Below are 18,345 nucleotides of genomic sequence, written 5' to 3'. Positions count from 1 at the left end.
GTTGCCTTTGATGAGGATGGTGGTGGTGCTGGGCTGTGTATTGGCCCGAACGGCCACCTGCTTGCTGACGATGCCTTGCTTGCCGCGGCTATCAAACTGCACTTCCATGGTGCCTTTGGCGCCGGGGGCTACGGGCTCTTTGGTCCAGCTGGGGGTGGTGCAGCCGCAGGAAGCCACCGCGTCTTCAATCAACAGCGGCGACTTGCCCACGTTGGTGAAGGTGAAGGTGTGACGAACCGTAGAGTTGGGCTTGATGTCGCCGAAATCAAATTCGCTTTCCGCGAACTTCATCACCGGCGCGTTGGGGTTGGGCGCCTCGTTTTCACTCACCACGTTGGGGTTGTCCACGACGGGGCTGGCCGTGGCGTCGGAGGCAGCAGCAGCGGCGGCGTTCATGCCTTCGGTGCCCACTTCGGTGGTTTTGTCGCGGTTGCAAGCCGAGAGCAGGAGCGCAGCGGCCAATACGAATTGATATTTCATGGGATATAAGCGCGCCGAAGCTCGCGTGACTAAGAACGCAGTAAAAACGAATGACCTCTGCCTAACAAGCTGTCATCAAGGAGAGTGCCCGGGCCCGAAAGGTCCTACGCTCACCCAAGCGGTGCTTATAGCTTGTTGATGATGTTTTGGGCAAACTCGCTGGTGCTGGCCTTGCCGCCCAAGTCGCCGGTGCATTCTTCTTGGTGCATCAAAGTTGCTTCCAAGGCTTTCTCAATCTGGTCAGCCTTGGCGTGCTCGCCCAGGTAGTGCAGCATCATCAGGGCCGAGCGCAGCAGTGCCGTGGGGTTGGCTTTGCCTTGGCCGGCAATGTCGGGGGCCGAGCCGTGCACGGCTTCAAACACGGCCATGTTGTCGCCAATGTTGGCGCCAGCCACCACGCCCAACCCGCCTACTAGCCCTGCGCACAAGTCAGAAAGGATGTCGCCAAACAAGTTGGTGGTCACCACCACGTCAAACTGCTCGGGCTTGTTCACAAGCTGCATGCACATGTTGTCGATGATTTTATCCTCGAACACAATCTGCGGAAATTCGGTAGCGGCTTCTTTGCAAGCATTAAGCATCAGTGTGCCCGCCATTTTGAGGATGTTGGCTTTGTGGGCCAGGGTCACCTTTTTGCGGCCATGCTTGGCGGCGTAGGCGAAGGCGGCGCGGCAAATTTTGCGCGAGCCTTCCACCGTAATGCGGTTAAAAGAATCGGCAATGCCCAGGCGCTCGTCATACACTTCCAGGCCAGAGTACAGGCCTTCGGTGTTTTCGCGGAACAGCACCAAATCAATCCCCTCGTAGCGGGTTTTGATGCCGGCCGTGGTTTTGCTGGGCCGCACGTTTTGGTAAAGGTCGTACTTCTGGCGCAGCGTGACGTTGATGCTGCGGAAACCTTTACCCACGGGCGTGGTGATGGGCCCCTTTAGTGCCACCTTATTCTTTTCCAGCGACTTGAGTAGCGACGTTGGAATCAGCTCGCCCGATTGGTCAAACGTGGTTTGGCCGGCGTTCTGTTCTTCCCACTGCACAGGCACCTGCGCAGCGGTAAAAATGTCAGTAACAGCTTTGGTGATTTCGGGGCCTATGCCGTCGCCGGGAATAAGGGTTACTAAGTGCATTCTATTGGTAATGAGTAAAGGGGGTGAACGGGCAACGAACAAGGCCACAAAGCTCGCCAAAGAAGCAACGCTCTGATTCATTCGCGCGTTGCCCATTAACCCATTGAATTAAACGCTCTTGCGGGAGTTGATTTGATTGATGAGCTGGTCGACGTCGCCGAGCAATTGTTCGGCTTTCGATTTAGCGTCGGAAATCACGCGCTGGCCTTCGCTTTTGGCTGAAGACTGGCCGCTGGCTTCGCGGCTGGTTACCAAGCTGTCGGTGAGGTCGGCCAGCACGGAGCGGTACTTCTCCAACTGGTAGCTGAGCCAGGAGCGGGTTTCGGTGCCGGTTTCGGGGGCATAAAGCAAGCCAAGGGCCGCGCCGGTGAGGGCGCCGCCTGCGAAGCACAGGATGCCGGTGGTGGTTTTGCTAGCCATGGGGGTCGGAATGAGGAGGAAAGGTGGGAAAAGATTCGAGCTTGAGTACGAAGAAACGCGGCAGTAGATACAAAGGTGGCGCCGCCGGCCGAATGCGGCGCTGCCAACTACTGTGCCGAGGCGCATGCGTCGGCCCGGCGGCTACTGGTTGTCCAGCAAGCCGCGGCCCGATTTGCGAATGTCGCCACTGGCCGCCAAATCCGTCGCCAGCTTGTCCAGAATGCCGTTTACAAACTGTTTGCTCTTGGGCGTGCTGTAGAGCTTGCTGATTTCAATGTACTCGTTGATAGTGACTTTCACCGGGATGCCGCGGAAGAGCTGCATTTCAGTCAGGGCCATTTTCAGGATGATTTTGTCGAGCAGGGCCACGCGCTCCACGTCCCAGTTCTGCACCGAGCCGGCAATGAGCTTCTCCATCTTGTCGTCCTCAATGAGCGTCTGCTTGTACAAGGTTTCGGCAAACTCCCGGTCGTCGGCCCAGTTGGCCGACAGGTTCATGAGTTCCTGCGTTGAGTCGGCGCCGTGAGGCAGCATCTTCAGGGTCTTGAGAACCAGGTTGCGGACGATGGGCCGGTTTTCTTCCCAGTTCAGGTCGGCCGATTCCAGCTGGCGGGGCAATGCTTCGCCTTTGAACACGAAGTCCTTATAGATGTGACGCAGGATTTCCAGGTCCGCGTCGTAGTCCATCTCCTCTTGGTCGGTGGGCTTGCCGGAGAGGTAGGCCAGCAGCGTTTCGTCGGCCTTCATTTCCTCCCAGGCGGCCCGCAGCGCTTCGGTTTCCTCCGCACCGTCCCAAGCCAGCTTGCGCCGGATGGTCTGGACTTGCAACTGCTCGTTGGCCATCAGCTTGGCAATGGCCTTGTTCTGATGCAAGCGGTTGGCATCCAGCGCGTTTTCGCGCGGACCCAGGCGGCGGCGTTCCTCGCGGCTCTGCTCTTCCTCAATCACGCCCAGCAAAGCAGCGGGCAAGTTGAGCAGGTGTAGGTACTGGTCGTGAATGCTTTCGGCACCGGCCAGCAACTGCCCACCATAAAACTCCCCGTCCTTTTTTACTTGGTTCTGGAAGGAGTTGATGGCGTCGGTTACGGCTTTGTCAACGGCTTTGTCGTCCGTTGTTGAGGGCGCCACGCCGGTGCGGTACCAATCGCGCAGTTGGGCTTCGCCCATTTTGCGTTGGCCTTCCAGCTTGCGGCGGTCGGGGGCCTCTTTGGCCGTCAGGTCGGGCTCGAACGCAGCTGCGATGCGGTCCTGCGCCAGCAGCAAATCAGCTCCTACCGCTTGGTGGTAGGAGTAGAGGGACTGCATGACTTTGATGCGAAGGAGGCGGCGGTTTAGCATTTTTTAGTTGTTGGTTGCTGGTTGTCAGTTATTAGTTGTCGGTTGCTAATTGCCAGAACGTACTAACAATTGACAACCAACAACCAACAACTAGTAGGTCGACTTCACCTTGCCCACGCTGGCGATGCGCTCCTTGGCCTGCCGAATGGCGGCGGCCTGCGGGTGCGTGCCTTCTTCCTCGGCTTTGGCCAGCACTTGGAGGGTGAAATCGTAAATCTTTTCGGTTTGAGTGAGCGCGCCTTGACGGCTGGTGCCCACTACTTCGGAATACACATTGATGAGGCCGCCGGCATTGATGAGGAAGTCGGGGGCGTACACGATGCCGCGGCGCACCAGCTCTGGGCCGTGCACGTTTTCTACCTTGAGTTGATTGTTGGCGCAGCCGGCCACTACCTGGCATTTCAGGCGCGCAATGGTGTCATCGTTCAGCGTGGCGCCCAGGGCGCAAGGCGAGTAGATGTCCATTTCCTGGTCGTAGATGTCTTCCAGACCCACGGCTTTCGCGCCGAAACGGTTGGCTGCATCCAGTGCCCGGTCCTCGTAGTAGTCCGTCACGATGAGCTTGGCGCCCTCTTTCTGCAGGTGCTCCAGCAGGTAGGTGCCCACGTGGCCCACGCCCTGCACGCCGATGCGCTTGCCCGTTAGGCTCTCCGAACCAAAAGCTTTTTTGGCGGCGGCTTTCATGCCCATGTAAGTGCCGTAAGCCGTCACTGGCGACGGGTCGCCGGAGCCGCCCATGCTCTCGGGCAGGCCGGCCACGTGGCTGGTTTCCATGCGGATAAATTCCATGTCCTTGGTGGTCATGTTCACATCCTCGGCCGTGATATACTTGCCGTTCAGGTTCTTCACGAAGCGCCCAAACTTGCGCAGCAAGGCTTCGGTCTTCATCGTCTTGGCATCGCCGATGATGACGGCCTTGCCGCCGCCCAGATTAAGGCCCGAGATGGCAGCCTTATACGTCATGCCGCGCGAGAGGCGCAGCACGTCGTTGAGGGCTTCCATGTCGCTGGCGTAGTGCCACATGCGGGTGCCGCCCAGGGCCGGGCCCAGCACGGTGTTGTGAATGCCGATAATGGCCTTGAGGCCCGTCTCGTGGTCGTGGCAAAAAACGACCTGTTCGTGTTGGTGCTCGGCAATTTGGCCGAAGATGGCCTCGGGGGCCAGGGTTTGGGCTTCAATCATGGGAATGAGTGAATGGGTTGGTGGGAATTTGGAAAAGGATGGGTTGGGAACTGTGCGGCGTAACTTTGTTAGGTCTTATACGGAGAAACCCGGGCGGCATGCAGCGCGCAGCGCAGCATCTCGCTTGGGAAGTAAGTCATTCGCACAAAACGAATGGTTTACCGCAGCTCGCGAGGTGCTTGGCTACGCCGACCTTTGGTTCGCTGCGCTCTGCATGACGTTCTAGATTCCGTTTCAGGCCGCAAAAGTACCCCATTTTTCTCGAACCGGCCCCTTTCCCACCCAGCCCGTGCGCGCCCTCAACGCCGTCAACCCGTTCATCTTTCGCTACAAGTGGCATTTTTTAGCCGGCGTGCTATTCGTGGCACTAAGCACTTTGCTAGCCATTTTTCCAGCGCAGCTCGTGCGTTACGCCTTCGATTTGGTGAACGAAGGCATCGACCTCTACAACCTCTACGAAGGCACCGAGGCGCAGCGCGACGTGTACCAGCTGTTTGGGCGCAACGTGCTGTTCTATGGCATGCTCATCATCGTGCTGGCTCTGCTGCGAGGCATCTTCCTGTTTTTCATGCGCCAGACGCTGATTGTCATGTCGCGTCACATTGAAAACGACCAGAAAAACCAGATTTACCAGCACTACCAGTCCCTGCCGCTCAGCTTTTACCGACGCCACAGCACCGGCGATTTGATGTCGCGCATTTCCGAAGACGTGAGCCGCGTGCGCATGTACCTCGGGCCGGCCATCATGTATTTCCTGCAGCTGGTGTTGCTCTTCCTGCTCATCGTGCCGCTCATGCTCATGGTCAACGTGAAGCTGACGCTGTACACGCTGCTGCCGCTACCCATCTTGTCGGTCAGCATATTCTACGTCAATAACTTAATTGAGCGGAAGTCCGACGAAATCCAGAAGGCGCTGTCCGGCATGACCACCTTCGTGCAAGAAGCCTTCTCCGGAATCCGGGTGCTGAAGTCTTTCGTGCGGGAATCCGATTCCCATGAACAGTTCTCCAAAGCCAGCAACGACTACAAGGAGAAGTCGTTGAGCCTGAACTTCGTCAACTCGCTGTTTTTCCCGCTCATTCTGTTCCTCATCGGGCTCAGCACGCTCATCACCGTGTGGGTGGGAGGGCAGGAGGTCATCCGAGGCACCATCACCACGGGCACCATTGCCGAGTTCCTGATTTACGTGAACCTGCTCACCTGGCCCGTTACGGCATTGGGCTGGACGTCGTCGTTGGTGCAGCGGGCCGAGGCTTCCCAGGCGCGCATCAATGAGTTCCTGGACCAGAAAACCGACATCGTTTCGCGTCAAAACGTGGAGCGTGAGTTGGCTGGCGACATCGTGTTCGACCACGTCTCCTTCGTCTATCCCGACACCGGCATTAAGGCGCTGCGCGACGTCAGCTTCCGCGTGCGGCCGGGGCAGACGCTGGCCGTCATTGGTAATACCGGTTCGGGCAAAAGCACGATTGCTGCCCTGCTTTGCCGCTTGTACGACACGACGGAGGGAGCCATTAAAATTGATGACGTGGACGTGCGCGACTATTCCCTTCGGGCCTTGCGCGGCCAAATCGGCTACGTGCCGCAAGACGTGTTCCTCTTTTCTGACTCTATTCGCAATAACATCAACTTCGGCCTCGACCAGCCCGATGAGTCCCGGATGCTGCAGGCAGCCAAGGACGCCGACGTGTACGAGAACATTCTAGCCTTCCCCGAAGGCTTTGATACCAAAGTGGGGGAGCGCGGCATTACCCTGTCCGGTGGGCAAAAGCAGCGCGTGAGCATGGCCCGCGCTTTGGTGAAAGAGCCCAAAATCCTGATTCTGGACGACTCGCTCTCCGCCGTGGATACCAAGACGGAGAATGCCATTCTGGGCAGCTTGCAGCGCATTATGGCGCAGCGCACGAGCCTTATTATTTCGCACCGTGTGAGTTCGGTGAAGCTGGCCGATGAAATCTTGGTGCTCGACGACGGCGTTATTGTACAGCACGGCACCCATGAGGCTCTGATGGCCGATGCTGAGGGTCTGTACCGCGCCCTCTACGAGCGGCAGCTGCAAACCGAAGAGGCTTAAACCAGCCGCAAACTTTGGCTCCGCGAGGTGTACTATTTAACTCGCGGGCTAAAAGCCCGCGCTACTTTCTTATGAATCAACGCCTCGCTCACGTTACTGTGCTCGTTCGTAAATACGACGAAGCCATTGCCTTTTATACCGGCGTGCTGGGATTTACCCTGGTGGAAAACCTGGACATGGGCGGCGGCAAACGTTGGGTAGTGGTGGCACCGTCGGGCCCCGCGGGCTGCAGCCTGCTGCTGGCCGAAGCCAAAACCGAAGAAGAACGGCGTGCCGTGGGCCACCAGGGAGGTGGCCGGGTGTGGCTGTTTTTGCACACCGACAACTTCTGGCGCGACCACCCCGTGCTACAGGCTCGGGGCTTGCGCTTTCAAGAAGAGCCACGCACCGAGCCTTACGGCTACGTAGCCGTTTTCGAAGACCTCTATGGTAACCGGTGGGACTTGCTAGAGCCGCTTACCAGCTGAGCTTATTGGCCTATACGAACTTTGCGCATACCGGTTTTCTCATACGCCGTGCAGCGCACGATGTACGACCCAGCTGGCAACTGGCTCACGTTGAGTATAGCGGCCGTTTGGCCGTTCATCATGGTGTGGGTGAGCACGGGGCGTCCGCCAACGTCGGTCAGTTCCACGCGGGTGGGGCCGGGGTTGTCGGTTTTCACTGTGAGCCGGCCGGTAGCGGCGTTTACCTCAGCTTTCACCTTGATGGCGTTGGGGTTGGCCGCGGGGGTTTCAGGCGCGCGCGCAATGAGAGGGGCGCCCGAAGTGGTGGCAGTAGCGGCGGCTGCAGGTTGGGGCGCGGCTACGGCGCCAGTGGGGAGGATGGCTTCTTGCGTAGCGGAGGCCGCAGGGGCAGTTTGAGCTTGGGCGGCGGCTGGTGCCAGGGCGGCGGCCAAGACCAATAGTAATAGCTGTTTCATAAGTAACAATACGAGGACGAAACCGGGGTAGGATTGCTAGTGTAAAGCTAAGCAATTCTGAGGCCGTTATTGCCGAAGCTCCCGTAAGGAGGGGCCTGCTTGAAGCGAAGAGTAAAACTTTATTTGGCCCTGGCTTGCGCCAAACCGGAAAAAGCCCTTACCTTTGTCGCTCCAATTACCAATCGGGGTGTAGCGTAGCCTGGTATCGCGCCAGCATGGGGTGCTGGAGGTCGTAGGTTCGAATCCTGCCACTCCGACGGAAGAGCAGCCGCTCTGTAAAGCCTCCGAACTTACGGGTTCGGAGGCTTTTTTCGGCCGCAAATTGGAAGAAGAAACAGGTCGCCCCATCGGCCTGATTTCGGGGTGTAGCGCAGCCCGGTAGCGCGCGTCGTTCGGGACGACGAGGCCGTAGGTTCGAATCCTGCCACCCCGACGCTGTTGACTCAAAAGCCCTTCTCCGAAACGAGAAGGGCTTTTTGTTTTAGCGGTTACGGCTTCTGGTTACGGTTGGGCTTTGAAATACGCAGCTACCTTTGTCGCTCACTAGTTCTACTACCTTTTCGTATGAAAAAGATTTTCCTGCTGGCCTTTTTGGCAGCAAGCACCAGCGCTGTCCGCGCGCAAAGCATTGCGGCCGGTACCATTTCCCTCGGCGGTAGCATTGGGTACAGCCGTTCAACCGACAAAGAAGGCGCAACGTTAGGCAACACGAACTACACCTCCGAAACGACCAGCAGCCGGTTCAGTTTTTCTCCCGCTGCGGGCTATTTCATTGCCGACAACTTAGCGCTGGGGCTCAACCTGGGGTATAATGCCGTACGGGAAGGGTACACCACAATCACTCCGACGCCGGCTTTAGTACGCGCCGAATTAGACCCGCAAACCACATTGCAGGTGGGTCCTTACGTGCAGTACTACAAAATGATAAGCGAGCAATTCGGTGTGTTGGGAACACTGGGCGGAGGATATCAGCGCCTGCGCTCCCAGAGCTACAGCGGCAGCGGCAACAACTTGGTCGTTGTTGACAATAAAGCATCCGGGTATTATGCTAACCTGACGCCGGGCGTCATTTTCTTCCCGGTTCCCAAGTTTGGCATCAGCGCGTCCATTGGGTCTCTGAGCTACGACCGGCTCAACTTCGATTTTCCGGAGTCGCGGGGCAACACTGCTCCGGATGATTACGAAAATACCACCAGTAACTTCGGAGCTGGCTTTGGTTTGGACCAATTGCAATTCGGCGGTACGTACTATTTCGGCCGATAAGTCAGCCACAGCACAGCACAAAAAACCCGACCATTTGGTCGGGTTTTTTGTGTAGCCTATCAATTTTTGTGTAGCCTATCAAATAGCTCTTCTTTTCAAGGCGGAGACAGGCTAGGCTCCGGCAACGCTCCCCGCCAGTTACCGCACCCCAACCCACATTTCCGAGGTTTCGTCGGCGCCAAAACGCTCCAGGTAAAAGTCGCCGCGCGGCGTGAGCTTTTGCTGCTTCACGGCGTCTAGGGCGGCGGGGTAGAGCTTGTTGGGCGCCAGCAAGTAGCTCACGCCGCTGAGGCGGGCGGCCACTACGCGCTGCCCGGCGGGCACAAGGCGGTAGCGGAAACCTGCCGGCAGCGGCTGGGTGGTGTCGGCCACCGCCAGGCCGATGAAGGCAGTGATGGTGTCGTGTGACGTTTCGGGGTCGTTCAGGTAAAGGTTGGCGAGGTCGCCGCGCAGGCTCGCTTGGGCCTCTTTGGCCTTGCGGAAGAGCTGGCCAAAGTCTTCGTTTCGCACGGAGCCCTGATAAGGCTGCCCCGCCAGGTAAAGTGGCGCAGCGGTGGTTTCGAGAGCAACTTTGGGGTCGCGCGTGCCGCCGAGGTAGACGTAAACGCCCACCGCGGCCAAGGTCAGCACGAAGATGGCGAGGAAGAGGTAGCGCATGGTTCAATGGGTGAATGGGTGAATAAGCGAATGAGTGAAAGGGCGGCAGCGAGACCGAAATAGTCACGCACTCACCCATTTACTCATTCGCTACTGACCACGTATTGCATGCGGTAGAGCTGGGCATAGTAGCCGCCCTCGATGCGCAGGAGCTCTTCGTGGGTGCCGGTTTCCTTGATTTCACCTTTGTCCAGGACGATGATTTTGTCGGCTTTCTGAATAGTGCTCAAGCGGTGGGCGATGACGAGCGAGGTGCGGCCCTGCATCAGCTTTTCGATGGCCGACTGAATCAGTTCTTCGGTTTCGGAGTCGACCGACGAGGTGGCCTCATCGAGCACAATGACGCGGGGCTGGTACACCATGGCCCGCACAAAGCTGATGAGCTGGCGCTGGCCCACCGACAGCGTGGCGCCGCGCTCCATCACGGGATAGTTGAGGGCGCCGGGCAGGCGCTCGATGAAGCGGCGGGCGCCCACGAGGTCGGCAGCTTCCCAAATTTGGGCGTCGGTGATGGTTTTGTTGCCCAGCGTGATGTTGTCGCGAATGCTGCCTGCGAACAGGAACACGTCCTGCAGCACCACCCCAATCTGGCGGCGCAACAGGCTCAGGTCGTACTCGCGGAGGTCGCGGCCGTCGATACAAATGCTGCCTTCCTGAATGTCGTAGAAGCGGCTCAGCAGGTTGATGATGCTGGTTTTGCCCGCGCCCGTGGCGCCCACAAACGCAATGGTCTGGCCCGGCTGCACGTGGAAGCTAATGTCTTTTAGCACCCAATCGGGCTCGTTATAGGCAAACTTGACGTTCTTAAACTCCACGTCGCCCTTGATTTCTGCTGGGGCGTAGGTGCCGGTAGTGGCCACCAGGTCCTTATTGTCGAGCAACTTGAGCAGCCGCTCCGTGCTTACCAGGCCCAACTGCAGCGTATTGAACCGGTCGGCAATCTGGCGGATGGGGCGGAAGAACAACGCGTTGTACATGATGAAGGCGATGAGGGCGCCTTTGGAAATAGTGCCCTCAATCTGCCCCTGCGCCGCGTACCACACCAGCAGGCCCACGCCGATGGCGCCTAGCACCTCAGCCACCGGAAAGTAGATGCTGTAATACAGCACCGAGCGGATGTTGGCATCGGTGTGCTCTTTGTTGATGGCTTCGAACTTGCGGAATTCCCGCTCTTCGTTGTTGAAAATCTGGACCACGTTCATGCCCGTGAGGTGTTCCTGAACGAAGGAGTTGAGCTTGGCCACGGCGGTGCGCACGTCTTGGAAAGAGCCTTTTATCTTCTCCTTGAACACGTAGGTGGAAAAGAGCAGCGGCGGAATCACCGACAAGCTCACCAGTGTGAGGCGCCAGTCGATGTAGAACATGAAGCCCATGATGAATAGCAGCTGCAGGATGTCGCCGGCCATGGCCGCCAAGCCTTCGCTGAACACATCGGACAGGGTCTCGACGTCGGAAATGTTGCGGGTAACGAGCACCCCGATGGGCGTGCGGTCGAAGAAGCTCAGCTTGAGGTTGAGCAGGTGGCGGTAGAGGTCGGCGCGAATGTCGCGCACGATGTATTGGCCCAGCCAGCCGCCGTAATAGGTTTGCAAGTAGCTCACGCCGGCATGGGCCACCAGCAGCACCAGCAGCAGCACAAACATGAAGTTCAACCCCTTCGTGTCGCCCTGCTCGATGCTGACATCAACCATGCGCTGGATGAGGAACGGGCGCAAGGTGCCCAGCACGGCCGTGGCCACGGTGAGCACCACCAAGCCAATGAATATGCGCCGATAAGGCCGCACGTAGCTCAGTAGGCGACGCAGCACGGCCCAGTCGAATACCTGGCCGGTTTTGGTGGCGGAAGTGGTGGGGTCCATAAGTAAGGCAAAGGTCGTTAAGAACGAGTACCCGGGCCCGAAGTTTGCAAGGCGGCTGCGGGTTCTACGCGCCGCGGGCCGGTTGCCAGTATATTATCAGGCTAATGCTTCGTTTTGGGCCGGTCCTTTTCCCATTTCGCGGCTCTCTTCGCGCTACCGATGCAGTGGCGCCGGTTGCTCCAGGCTGGCAGTCATCGTGCGCAACGGCTCTGACTGACGGGCGATTGCACGCCCCGAAAAGTCGTGGGCTTGCTATTGTTTTGCTTGGTCAGCAAGCCGGCACACGGGTAAACGCTGCCGCACCCTTCAACCGATGAGTTGCCCGAAGACGAAGGCACGCACATGTGCTCGGGCTCGTCGACCCCGACTGAGACCCTGACATTATGGTTGGGATTTCCAATTGCCGTTAGGAACTGGAAATTTAACGGCGAGTCTGCGCTTTAATTCGTGCGCCGTTTCGTGCCGAAGTAAGCGGGGATAAGCCGACGGCGTACCCAGCGCGGCAAGGGCCGGCCTTGGTCGAGTTGGCTAAGAAGGGCTTCCTCTTGGCGGGTGCGGTAGCGCCTGCGCTGCCCGATGGCCGAGCTTACCTGCCACAAGCTAATGCCTACCACCGCCACCATCGCAATGGTCGACACCCGCTGGTACGTTGTTTCAGGGTGATTGGTGACCAGCGCGTAAGCAGCGGTACTGGTTACGATGCTGCCCAACACCAACAGGCGGATGCTGCTGTGCCGCCGCGTCCGGAATAGCCGTTGCAGGGCAATGGCGGTGTCGTCGCGGGCCACCTGGGCAGCGCTGTCGCTAAGAGGGGCCGCGGCCGGCCATGTTTGGCCGTGGGCGGTAAAAGATACCGCGCAAACACTCGCGAGCAGCCAACAGATAAAAATCAAATGCCGCATGAGCACGAAACGAATGGGTAAAGAAACGACTCAGTGCACCAGTGGTTCTATGGGCTGACGGGGGTGGGCCACAGGTAGGCCGCTAGCCTGGTGCGCACTCGCGGGGGAATTGGTTCGCCACGCGCCAACGCGGCCAGCAAGGCACGCTCGCGCCCGGCGCGGTACCGCCGCAGCTGCACCAATGCTTTGCCCAAACGGTAGGCCAAGCACCCAATAACGGCCACGTTGAGCCCCCTTCTCACCTGTTGGAAGGCAGTTTCAGATTTGGAGTAAGCCAGCGCATAATTTAATGCGACCGTAGCTGAAGCGACTGGCAGCACAATGGTCCGGTTGGTTTTGCGCCGGTGGGCAAAGAATTCGGCCAGCACGCGGGCCGTATCCAGAGGAGGGGCGGTGGTATCGGCCGCAAGGAGGGGCCAGGGCCGGGCCGCTGCTTCAAAGGTGGCGCCGGTAGCCGGACCCAGTAGCAGCGAAAGCAGGAGCGAAGCGGAGAGCAGACGCACGTAAAATGTAATAGTGAGCCAGAATTGAATATATCAATGCGCTAAGGTAAGTTGTTGGGACAAACAGCCCCTATCTTGGCGCAAGTTTTTTGCGCCGCAATCAAGCTAAGATGAAACAAGTGTTTTTGCGTTGGGCTTCCGGGGCATGGACGTGGCTGCTACTGGGTTGCTATCCTGGCCACGCCCAGCCCTCCGAAGCCGTTGCAGTTTTGGCCGGACAAGTACGCGACCAGCGCACGCAACAGCTGCTGGGCTATGTGAGCGTGGGCGTGCTGCGCCGTCCCTTTGGGACCGTGGCCGACGGCCGGGGCCGCTTCGTGCTGGAACTGCCCGCCCGCTATGATGCCGACTCGGTGCGCTTCTCGCTGCTGGGCTACGCCCCGCGCACGCTGGCCGTGGCCGACCTGCGGCACGTGGCGCGCGCTGGGGCGGTGCTGTTGCGCCCTGAACCCGTGCCCCTGCGCGAGGCCGTGGTGCGGGCTCCGGGCATGAAGCGACGGGTGGCGGGCAACTTCGGCGGCGGAATGCTCGAAGGCTACCGCTACAACTCCGCGGGCAACCAGATTGGGCAACGCATCGCCATCAGGCGGGGGGCTTGGCTTCAGGACGTTTCCTTCAAAATCACGCACTGCACTTATGATACGGTGTTCCTGCGGCTGAACGTGTACCGGGTGGGGGCCGACGATTTCCCCGGGGCTAACCTGCTCGCCGCGCCTTTGTACCTGCGCGTTGGCCGGGCCGAAATCGACGACCGCATATTCGTCAACCTGCGGCCGTACAAACTCTGGCTCACCACCGACGTCATCGTGGGGCTCGAGCTTGTGCGCCCGCTGGGCAAAGGCACCCTGGCGTTTCTTGCCAACTGGCCGGGCGGCGGCCCCAGCTACCACCTAGAGCAAACACCAGGGCCGCTAAGCGCAAAGTCCATTCCGCCCAAAGGCACTATGGAAGCGCACGTAGCCGAAATAAAGCAGCCCAATCAAGGTTCCTGGATAAAATACCCCCGAGTAGGCATGGGCATCGAAGCCGCGCTGCTGGAGCAGCCGCAATAGCATGGAGTGCCGTGGAAGACAAAGCCAACAAGTCGAATAAAAGCCTCGACTCACTCCGCTTCGAGCACCACCCCCGGCCCGTATTCCACCTTGCTCAGAAACAGCCCACGTGCCGGGGCCGCTCCTCCCGCGTCTACCCGCCGTTTGGCCCACAGCAGCTCCTGAAACTGGCGGGGCGTCATCTTGCCGCGGCCCACGTCGAGCAGGGTGCCCACCACCAGCCGCACCATGCCTCGCACAAAGCGGTTGGCCCGGATGCGGAACATTAGCCCGCCCGGGGCCGGGTGCCAGCCCGCTTCGTAGCAGTAGCACACGTAGTGGTCCACCCCGCCTTTTACTTTGGAGAAAGAGGTGAAATCGAACTGGCCGATGAGGTAGCTCGCCGCCTCGTTCATGGCCGCCACGTCGGGCGTGCGGTCCAGGTGCAGGGCGTGGTCGCGCCGGAAAGGGTCGGGGAGGGGCGTGAGCACGAAGTACTCGTAGCTGCGCTCTTCGGCCGAAAACCGGGCATGGGCATTGTCGGCCACGGGGTGCAGGCGCAAGGCGGCAATGTCGGTGGGCAGGGCACGACGCAGGCGGTAGAGCAGCAGGTCCAGCGTGAAGTTTTCGGGCAATTCCGCGTCAAAGTGCGCTACCTGATGGCTCGCGTGCACGCCCGTGTCGGTGCGGCCGCTGCCTAAGGTGTGGATGGGCTGGCGCAGCACCTGGCTCAGGCAGCGGTCCACTTCAGCTTGCACGGTGCGGGTGTTGGGCTGCACCTGCCAGCCGTGGTATTGGGTGCCATCGTAGGCAAAATGAAGGAAATACCGCATTCGGTCAATAATCAGCGCACTACCGCATAAAGTAACCCGTCTACGGTCTGTCCGTCTTTGGTGACGGCCTGCCGCAACCGGGCTTCGAAATCGAAGCCGGCTTTCTCCAACACGCGCCCCGAAGCGGCGTTGTAGGCGAACACCACCGCGTAAATCCGCGCCAGGTCATGATGCGCAAAGCCGTGCGCCGCGAGGGCTCGAACCGCCGCCGTACCAATGCCGCGCCCCCACACCTCGCGCCCCAGCCAATACCCAATTTCGGCTGAGCGGCGACTAACGTCTTGTTTAAATAACAGGCTGATGCAGCCCACGGCTTCACCCGCTACGTCTATGCACAAATGCAGGTCGTGTTCATCGGCCGCCGTTGCCATGGCGATGTAAGCTTCGGCGTCGGCCACCGCGTACGGGTGCGGAAACCGGTCGCGCAGGTTCAGCCAAATGCTCCGGTCGTTGGCGTGTTGGGCCAGCGCCGAAGCATCGGTTGGAGCGAAGGGACGAAGCACGGCCTCCACTTCGGGCAATGGCAGCACGACCCCCGTCAAGGCTACAGCTTTTCGTACACCACGGCGGCGCCCTGGCCCACGCCCACGCACATCGTGGCCAGGCCGTAGCGCAGGCCTTCGCGGCGCTGCATTTCGTGGAGCAGCGTGGCCGTGATGCGGGCGCCGGAGCTGCCCAGCGGGTGGCCCATGGCAATGCTGCCGCCGTTCACGTTCACCTTGGCCGGGTCGAGGTTCATTTCGCGGATGCAGGCAATGCTCTGGGCGGCGAAGGCCTCGTTCAGCTCAATCAGGTCGATGTCGGCCAGGGTCAGGCCGGCGCGTTGCAGCACTTTTGCCGTGGCCGGAATGGGGCCCAGGCCCATCACCGACGGGTCGACGCCGGCCACGGCCGAGGCCACTACCCGCGCAATGGGCTTCAGGTTGTAGCGTTTCAGCGCCTCTTCGTTCACCACCAGCACGGCGGCGGCGCCGTCGTTGATGCCGGCCGAGTTGCCGGCCGTCACGGTGCCGCCTTCGGGCTGGAAGGCCGGCTTGAGGGTGGCGAGTTTTTCGAGGGAGGAAAAGCGCGGCTGCTCGTCGGCGTCGAACAGGGCCGTGTCGCCCTTGGGCTGCGGAATGAACACCGGCACAATCTCTTTGCGGAAACGGCCTTTTTCAAAAGCGCGGGCGTATTTCCGCTGGCTATCGAAAGCAAAGGCATCCTGCTCTTCGCGGGTGATGCCGTATTGCTTGGCCACGTTTTCGGCCGTTTGGCCCATGGCAAAGGGGTAGTGCAGCTTGCTCAGCTTGGGGTTTATGAAGCGCCAGCCCAGGGTGGTGTCGTGGGCCGTGAGCTCACGCCCGAAGGCCGACTCCGACTTCGCCATCACAAACGGGGCGCGGGTCATGCTCTCGGCGCCGCCGGCCAGGTACACGTCGCCCTCGCCGGCCTTAATGGCGCGGGCGGCGTCCATGATGCTTTGAAGGCCCGAGGCGCAGAGGCGATTGACGGTATTGCCGGGCACGGTGGTGGGCAGGCCCGCCAGCAGCGCGGCCATGCGGGCCACGTTGCGGTTGTCTTCGCCGGCCTGGTTAGCCGCGCCAATGATGACGTCTTCTACGGCACTTTTGTCCAAGGAAGGGTTGCGGCGCAGGAGCTCGCGGAGCACGTGGGCGGCCAAATCATCGGGCCGAACGCTGCTGAGCGCGCCGGCAAATTTTCCAATCGGGGTACGCACTGCGTCCACGATATAAGCAGTTGGCATTCTGGTTTCGATAGCGGCGCAAGCGCCGGATGGGATTAAATTTGTGGCCCCGGCACAAGCCCGGGCCTCTTTCTACACTACAACAAAGATGATACAAAGAATCCAAAGCGTGTTTCTACTGTTGCTGGCTTTGGCCATGCTCAGCGTATTAGCGTTGCCCCTGTGGCACAAAGTTGACGGCCTCACCGGCCAAGAGCTCGCGCTCACGGCCTTCGGCTTCAAGTCGCTGGGCAAGCTGCTGGCCCTGCCCACCGGCCCCGCCTGGCTGATTGGGGTGCTGGCAGCGGCTTCGGCAGCCGTGGCCATCTTCGAAATTTTTCAGTTCCGCAGCCGCGGCAGGCAGCTGTTGCTGGGCTCGATAAACCTGCTGCTCATCACCGCCACCCTCGGGGCGGGATTTTACTTCTCGAGTCAAGGCGAACAAGCCCTCAACCTAAAGCTGCAAGGGGAGTTCTTGGCCGGTTTCTACTTGCCCACGCTGGCGCTGCTGCTCAACTTGCTGGCCAACCGCTTCATCCGTCGCGACGAGCAACTGGTGCGCAGCATGGACCGTCTGCGCTAATCACCCAAGAAGCAGGACACAACAAGGCCGCTGTAGCAATACAGCGACCTTGTTGATTTAAGCCAGTCGGATGTTTATCCTCCGTTCAGTGGCTCGCAGTAGCCCGCAGCCATGACCGGGAGGGCATGGCAATGCTATGCGATTGTTGTCAAAAGCGTAGACGAGTTAAGTGTCTGTTAAATAAGGTATAGCTAGTTATTATAGTGAATTGAGGGGAGTAGTTTTCGGCGTTCATTCACCCTACATCCTACCCTTTATGAAAGCATTTACCACCAAAGCGGCCGTGCTGGCCGCTGGCCTGGCGCTCGCCACGCTGACGGGCTGCGACCACACTTCCGACTCGGAAGACCTGGCCGCGCCCAAGCCCGCCGCCGCGCAAACGGCCGCCATGACGGCCACGTTCAAGGCGAACCTGGCGCTGCGCTGGGCGCCCATTCACTACCAGGACACCGACGTCACCGGCTCGCACGGCCTCAGCGGCAAGGCGGACTACATCTCCGCCATCAATTTCGACAACGACTGGTCGGCCACCAACAACTGGAACAACCTGGCCAATTACGCCGCTACCGGCCACGGCTACTACTCGGTGGTCGAAACGGGGACGCACTGGTTCGTCACCTACGCCTTTTTCCACCCGCGCGATTGGACCGACGTGGCGTTTCTGTACAACATCGACGAGCACGAAAACGACCTGGAGGGCCTGCTGGCCGTGGTGAAGAAGGACGGCAGCACCTACGGCGCGCTGCAAGGCATCGTCACGGTGGCGCATTCCGACTTCTATTCCTTCGTGCCAGTGGGCAGCCCTTTGCAAGCCAACCAGGAGGACCTGGACGGCACGCTCACCATGGAGCAGTTTGAGGGCGGGCTGCACCCCGTAACGGCCCAGGAAGCGAAAGGCCACGGGCTGAAGGCGTTTCCCTACTACAAAATTGACGGCGACGGGCTGAAGTATTTCCCTTCGTCCACGTTCACGGCCGAGGCGCCCGCCAACGCCAACGACCGGGACGTGCGCTACAAGCTGGTGGATATCTTCGAGCCGAACGGCCTGTGGGCCCAGCGTTTCAATACCGCCTTGTTCGTAAACGCCGACGGCGGCTTCCAGAAAAGCCGGGGCAACGGCGGCGCCAACGCCCCTTGGGCCTGGGACGACGGCAACGACGTGCCCGGCCGCGGCGAGCTGGCCACCGACCCCGCCAAACTCGTGAACAGCTACTTCAAGAACCTGGGTCCCTTCGACCTAACCTACCTGGAAAACCGGTACAAAGGAATTGTGCGCTAAGATGCAAAAGGCCGGCACGCGACGTTCCAGCCTTTTGCATCACGGATTATGTGCGGGCGGAAGCGCGAATCTTCTAGGCTGTGTGAACAGCAAATCAAAAGCCCGTCATGCAGAGCGCCGCGAAGCATCTCGCGTGCCACCAGTAGTTAGTGATTGCGAGCGAGATGCT

General features: G+C 59.8%; 19 protein-coding genes and 2 tRNA genes. 8 read left to right on the top strand and 13 right to left on the bottom strand.

The window, feature by feature from the left end; translation table 11 throughout:
* The 5 genes from VF629_RS16285 to VF629_RS16265 all read right to left on the bottom strand — a co-directional run.
* Positions 1–480 (bottom strand): DUF1573 domain-containing protein (locus tag VF629_RS16285; protein ID WP_331059547.1); only part of this gene is annotated, 480 nt, incomplete at its 3' end.
* Positions 481–605: 125 nt separating this feature from the next.
* On the bottom strand, positions 606–1,604 hold the full coding sequence (locus VF629_RS16280; RefSeq protein ID WP_331059546.1) for an isocitrate/isopropylmalate dehydrogenase family protein: 999 nt from the start codon (positions 1,602–1,604) through the stop codon (positions 606–608).
* Positions 1,605–1,712: 108 nt separating this feature from the next.
* Positions 1,713–2,024 (bottom strand): YtxH domain-containing protein, encoded by a 312-nt coding sequence (locus VF629_RS16275; protein WP_331059545.1) that lies wholly within the window; start codon positions 2,022–2,024, stop codon positions 1,713–1,715.
* Between the two features lie 141 nt (positions 2,025–2,165).
* A complete protein-coding gene (gene nusB, locus VF629_RS16270; RefSeq protein ID WP_331059544.1) occupies positions 2,166–3,329 on the bottom strand; it encodes a transcription antitermination factor NusB in 1,164 nt (387 codons plus the stop codon).
* Between the two features lie 123 nt (positions 3,330–3,452).
* On the bottom strand, positions 3,453–4,544 hold the full coding sequence (locus VF629_RS16265; protein WP_331059543.1) for a Glu/Leu/Phe/Val dehydrogenase dimerization domain-containing protein: 1,092 nt from the start codon (positions 4,542–4,544) through the stop codon (positions 3,453–3,455).
* A 289-nt stretch (positions 4,545–4,833) separates the two neighbouring features.
* Here VF629_RS16265 and VF629_RS16260 point away from each other — a divergent pair, with 289 nt between their 5' ends.
* Together VF629_RS16260 and VF629_RS16255 are read left to right on the top strand one after the other, a co-directional pair.
* Positions 4,834–6,618: an ABC transporter ATP-binding protein gene (locus VF629_RS16260; RefSeq protein WP_331059542.1), complete on the top strand. Its 1,785-nt coding sequence runs from the start codon at positions 4,834–4,836 to the stop codon at positions 6,616–6,618.
* A gap of 71 nt (positions 6,619–6,689) precedes the next feature.
* Entirely contained in the window at positions 6,690–7,085 is a 396-nt protein-coding gene (locus VF629_RS16255) for a VOC family protein (RefSeq protein WP_331059541.1), read from the top strand.
* A gap of 2 nt (positions 7,086–7,087) precedes the next feature.
* Here the strand turns inward: VF629_RS16255 and VF629_RS16250 are convergent, their stop codons facing one another.
* Entirely contained in the window at positions 7,088–7,540 is a 453-nt protein-coding gene (locus VF629_RS16250) for a T9SS type A sorting domain-containing protein (RefSeq protein ID WP_331059540.1), read from the bottom strand.
* A 183-nt stretch (positions 7,541–7,723) separates the two neighbouring features.
* On the opposite strand from VF629_RS16250, the gene VF629_RS16245 reads away from it, so the two are divergent.
* The 3 genes from VF629_RS16245 (at position 7,724) to VF629_RS16235 (ending at position 8,803) form a co-directional block, all read left to right on the top strand.
* Positions 7,724–7,797 (top strand) — tRNA-Pro (locus tag VF629_RS16245).
* Between the two features lie 102 nt (positions 7,798–7,899).
* Positions 7,900–7,973, top strand: a tRNA-Pro gene (locus tag VF629_RS16240).
* A gap of 5 nt (positions 7,974–7,978) precedes the next feature.
* Entirely contained in the window at positions 7,979–8,803 is an 825-nt protein-coding gene (locus tag VF629_RS16235) for a hypothetical protein (protein ID WP_331059539.1), read from the top strand.
* A 138-nt stretch (positions 8,804–8,941) separates the two neighbouring features.
* Here VF629_RS16235 and VF629_RS16230 read toward each other — a convergent pair whose 3' ends face one another.
* From VF629_RS16230 to VF629_RS16215, 4 genes are all read right to left on the bottom strand, one after another.
* The gene (locus tag VF629_RS16230) at positions 8,942–9,460 is read right to left on the bottom strand and encodes a hypothetical protein (RefSeq protein ID WP_331059538.1); all 519 of its coding nucleotides are present in this window, start codon (positions 9,458–9,460) and stop codon (positions 8,942–8,944) included.
* An 83-nt stretch (positions 9,461–9,543) separates the two neighbouring features.
* Entirely contained in the window at positions 9,544–11,319 is a 1,776-nt protein-coding gene (locus tag VF629_RS16225) for an ABC transporter ATP-binding protein (RefSeq protein WP_331059537.1), read from the bottom strand.
* 440 nt (positions 11,320–11,759) lie between these two features.
* Entirely contained in the window at positions 11,760–12,221 is a 462-nt protein-coding gene (locus VF629_RS16220; protein WP_331059536.1) for a hypothetical protein, read from the bottom strand.
* Between the two features lie 47 nt (positions 12,222–12,268).
* Positions 12,269–12,724 (bottom strand): hypothetical protein, encoded by a 456-nt coding sequence (locus tag VF629_RS16215; RefSeq protein ID WP_331059535.1) that lies wholly within the window; start codon positions 12,722–12,724, stop codon positions 12,269–12,271.
* 110 nt (positions 12,725–12,834) lie between these two features.
* Between VF629_RS16215 and VF629_RS16210 the strand changes: the two genes are divergently transcribed.
* Complete coding sequence (locus VF629_RS16210; protein WP_331059534.1) at positions 12,835–13,776, top strand: hypothetical protein; 942 nt, start codon at positions 12,835–12,837, stop codon at positions 13,774–13,776.
* 50 nt (positions 13,777–13,826) lie between these two features.
* Here the strand turns inward: VF629_RS16210 and truA are convergent, their stop codons facing one another.
* Genes truA through VF629_RS16195 form a run of 3 tightly spaced genes read right to left on the bottom strand, consistent with a single transcriptional unit; the run spans position 13,827 to position 16,335 of the window.
* Complete coding sequence (truA, locus tag VF629_RS16205; protein WP_331059533.1) at positions 13,827–14,588, bottom strand: tRNA pseudouridine(38-40) synthase TruA; 762 nt, start codon at positions 14,586–14,588, stop codon at positions 13,827–13,829.
* Between the two features lie 11 nt (positions 14,589–14,599).
* Positions 14,600–15,118, bottom strand: a complete 519-nt coding sequence (locus VF629_RS16200; RefSeq protein ID WP_331059532.1) for a GNAT family N-acetyltransferase — start codon at positions 15,116–15,118, stop codon at positions 14,600–14,602.
* A 14-nt stretch (positions 15,119–15,132) separates the two neighbouring features.
* Positions 15,133–16,335 carry an acetyl-CoA C-acyltransferase gene (locus VF629_RS16195; protein WP_331059531.1) on the bottom strand — a complete coding sequence of 401 codons (1,203 nt, stop codon included), beginning with the start codon at positions 16,333–16,335 and terminating at the stop codon, positions 15,133–15,135.
* Positions 16,336–16,423: 88 nt separating this feature from the next.
* On the opposite strand from VF629_RS16195, the gene VF629_RS16190 reads away from it, so the two are divergent.
* Both VF629_RS16190 and VF629_RS16185 read left to right on the top strand, forming a co-directional pair.
* The gene (locus tag VF629_RS16190; RefSeq protein WP_331059530.1) at positions 16,424–16,897 is read left to right on the top strand and encodes a DUF4293 family protein; all 474 of its coding nucleotides are present in this window, start codon (positions 16,424–16,426) and stop codon (positions 16,895–16,897) included.
* A gap of 256 nt (positions 16,898–17,153) precedes the next feature.
* The gene (locus VF629_RS16185) at positions 17,154–18,176 is read left to right on the top strand and encodes a hypothetical protein (RefSeq protein ID WP_331059529.1); all 1,023 of its coding nucleotides are present in this window, start codon (positions 17,154–17,156) and stop codon (positions 18,174–18,176) included.
* The last annotated feature ends 169 nt before the right edge of the window (positions 18,177–18,345 follow it).

This window comes from Hymenobacter sp. (assembly GCF_036388155.1).
Classification (GTDB): Bacteria; Bacteroidota; Bacteroidia; order Cytophagales; family Hymenobacteraceae; genus Hymenobacter.
Note: the sequence above shows the minus strand (reverse complement) of the source record. Positions and strands in the feature narration are given on the sequence as shown.

Coding starts and splice junctions, on each gene's coding strand:
- VF629_RS16280 (WP_331059546.1), bottom strand. CDS start 1,604: ATGCACTTAGTAACCCTTATTCCCGGCGACGGCATAGGCCCCGAAATC.
- VF629_RS16275 (WP_331059545.1), bottom strand. CDS start 2,024: ATGGCTAGCAAAACCACCACCGGCATCCTGTGCTTCGCAGGCGGCGCC.
- nusB (WP_331059544.1), bottom strand. CDS start 3,329: ATGCAGTCCCTCTACTCCTACCACCAAGCGGTAGGAGCTGATTTGCTG.
- VF629_RS16265 (WP_331059543.1), bottom strand. CDS start 4,544: ATGATTGAAGCCCAAACCCTGGCCCCCGAGGCCATCTTCGGCCAAATT.
- VF629_RS16255 (WP_331059541.1), top strand. CDS start 6,690: ATGAATCAACGCCTCGCTCACGTTACTGTGCTCGTTCGTAAATACGAC.
- VF629_RS16250 (WP_331059540.1), bottom strand. CDS start 7,540: ATGAAACAGCTATTACTATTGGTCTTGGCCGCCGCCCTGGCACCAGCC.
- VF629_RS16230 (WP_331059538.1), bottom strand. CDS start 9,460: ATGCGCTACCTCTTCCTCGCCATCTTCGTGCTGACCTTGGCCGCGGTG.
- VF629_RS16225 (WP_331059537.1), bottom strand. CDS start 11,319: ATGGACCCCACCACTTCCGCCACCAAAACCGGCCAGGTATTCGACTGG.
- VF629_RS16220 (WP_331059536.1), bottom strand. CDS start 12,221: ATGCGGCATTTGATTTTTATCTGTTGGCTGCTCGCGAGTGTTTGCGCG.
- VF629_RS16210 (WP_331059534.1), top strand. CDS start 12,835: ATGAAACAAGTGTTTTTGCGTTGGGCTTCCGGGGCATGGACGTGGCTG.
- truA (WP_331059533.1), bottom strand. CDS start 14,588: ATGCGGTATTTCCTTCATTTTGCCTACGATGGCACCCAATACCACGGC.
- VF629_RS16195 (WP_331059531.1), bottom strand. CDS start 16,335: ATGCCAACTGCTTATATCGTGGACGCAGTGCGTACCCCGATTGGAAAA.
- VF629_RS16190 (WP_331059530.1), top strand. CDS start 16,424: ATGATACAAAGAATCCAAAGCGTGTTTCTACTGTTGCTGGCTTTGGCC.
- VF629_RS16185 (WP_331059529.1), top strand. CDS start 17,154: ATGAAAGCATTTACCACCAAAGCGGCCGTGCTGGCCGCTGGCCTGGCG.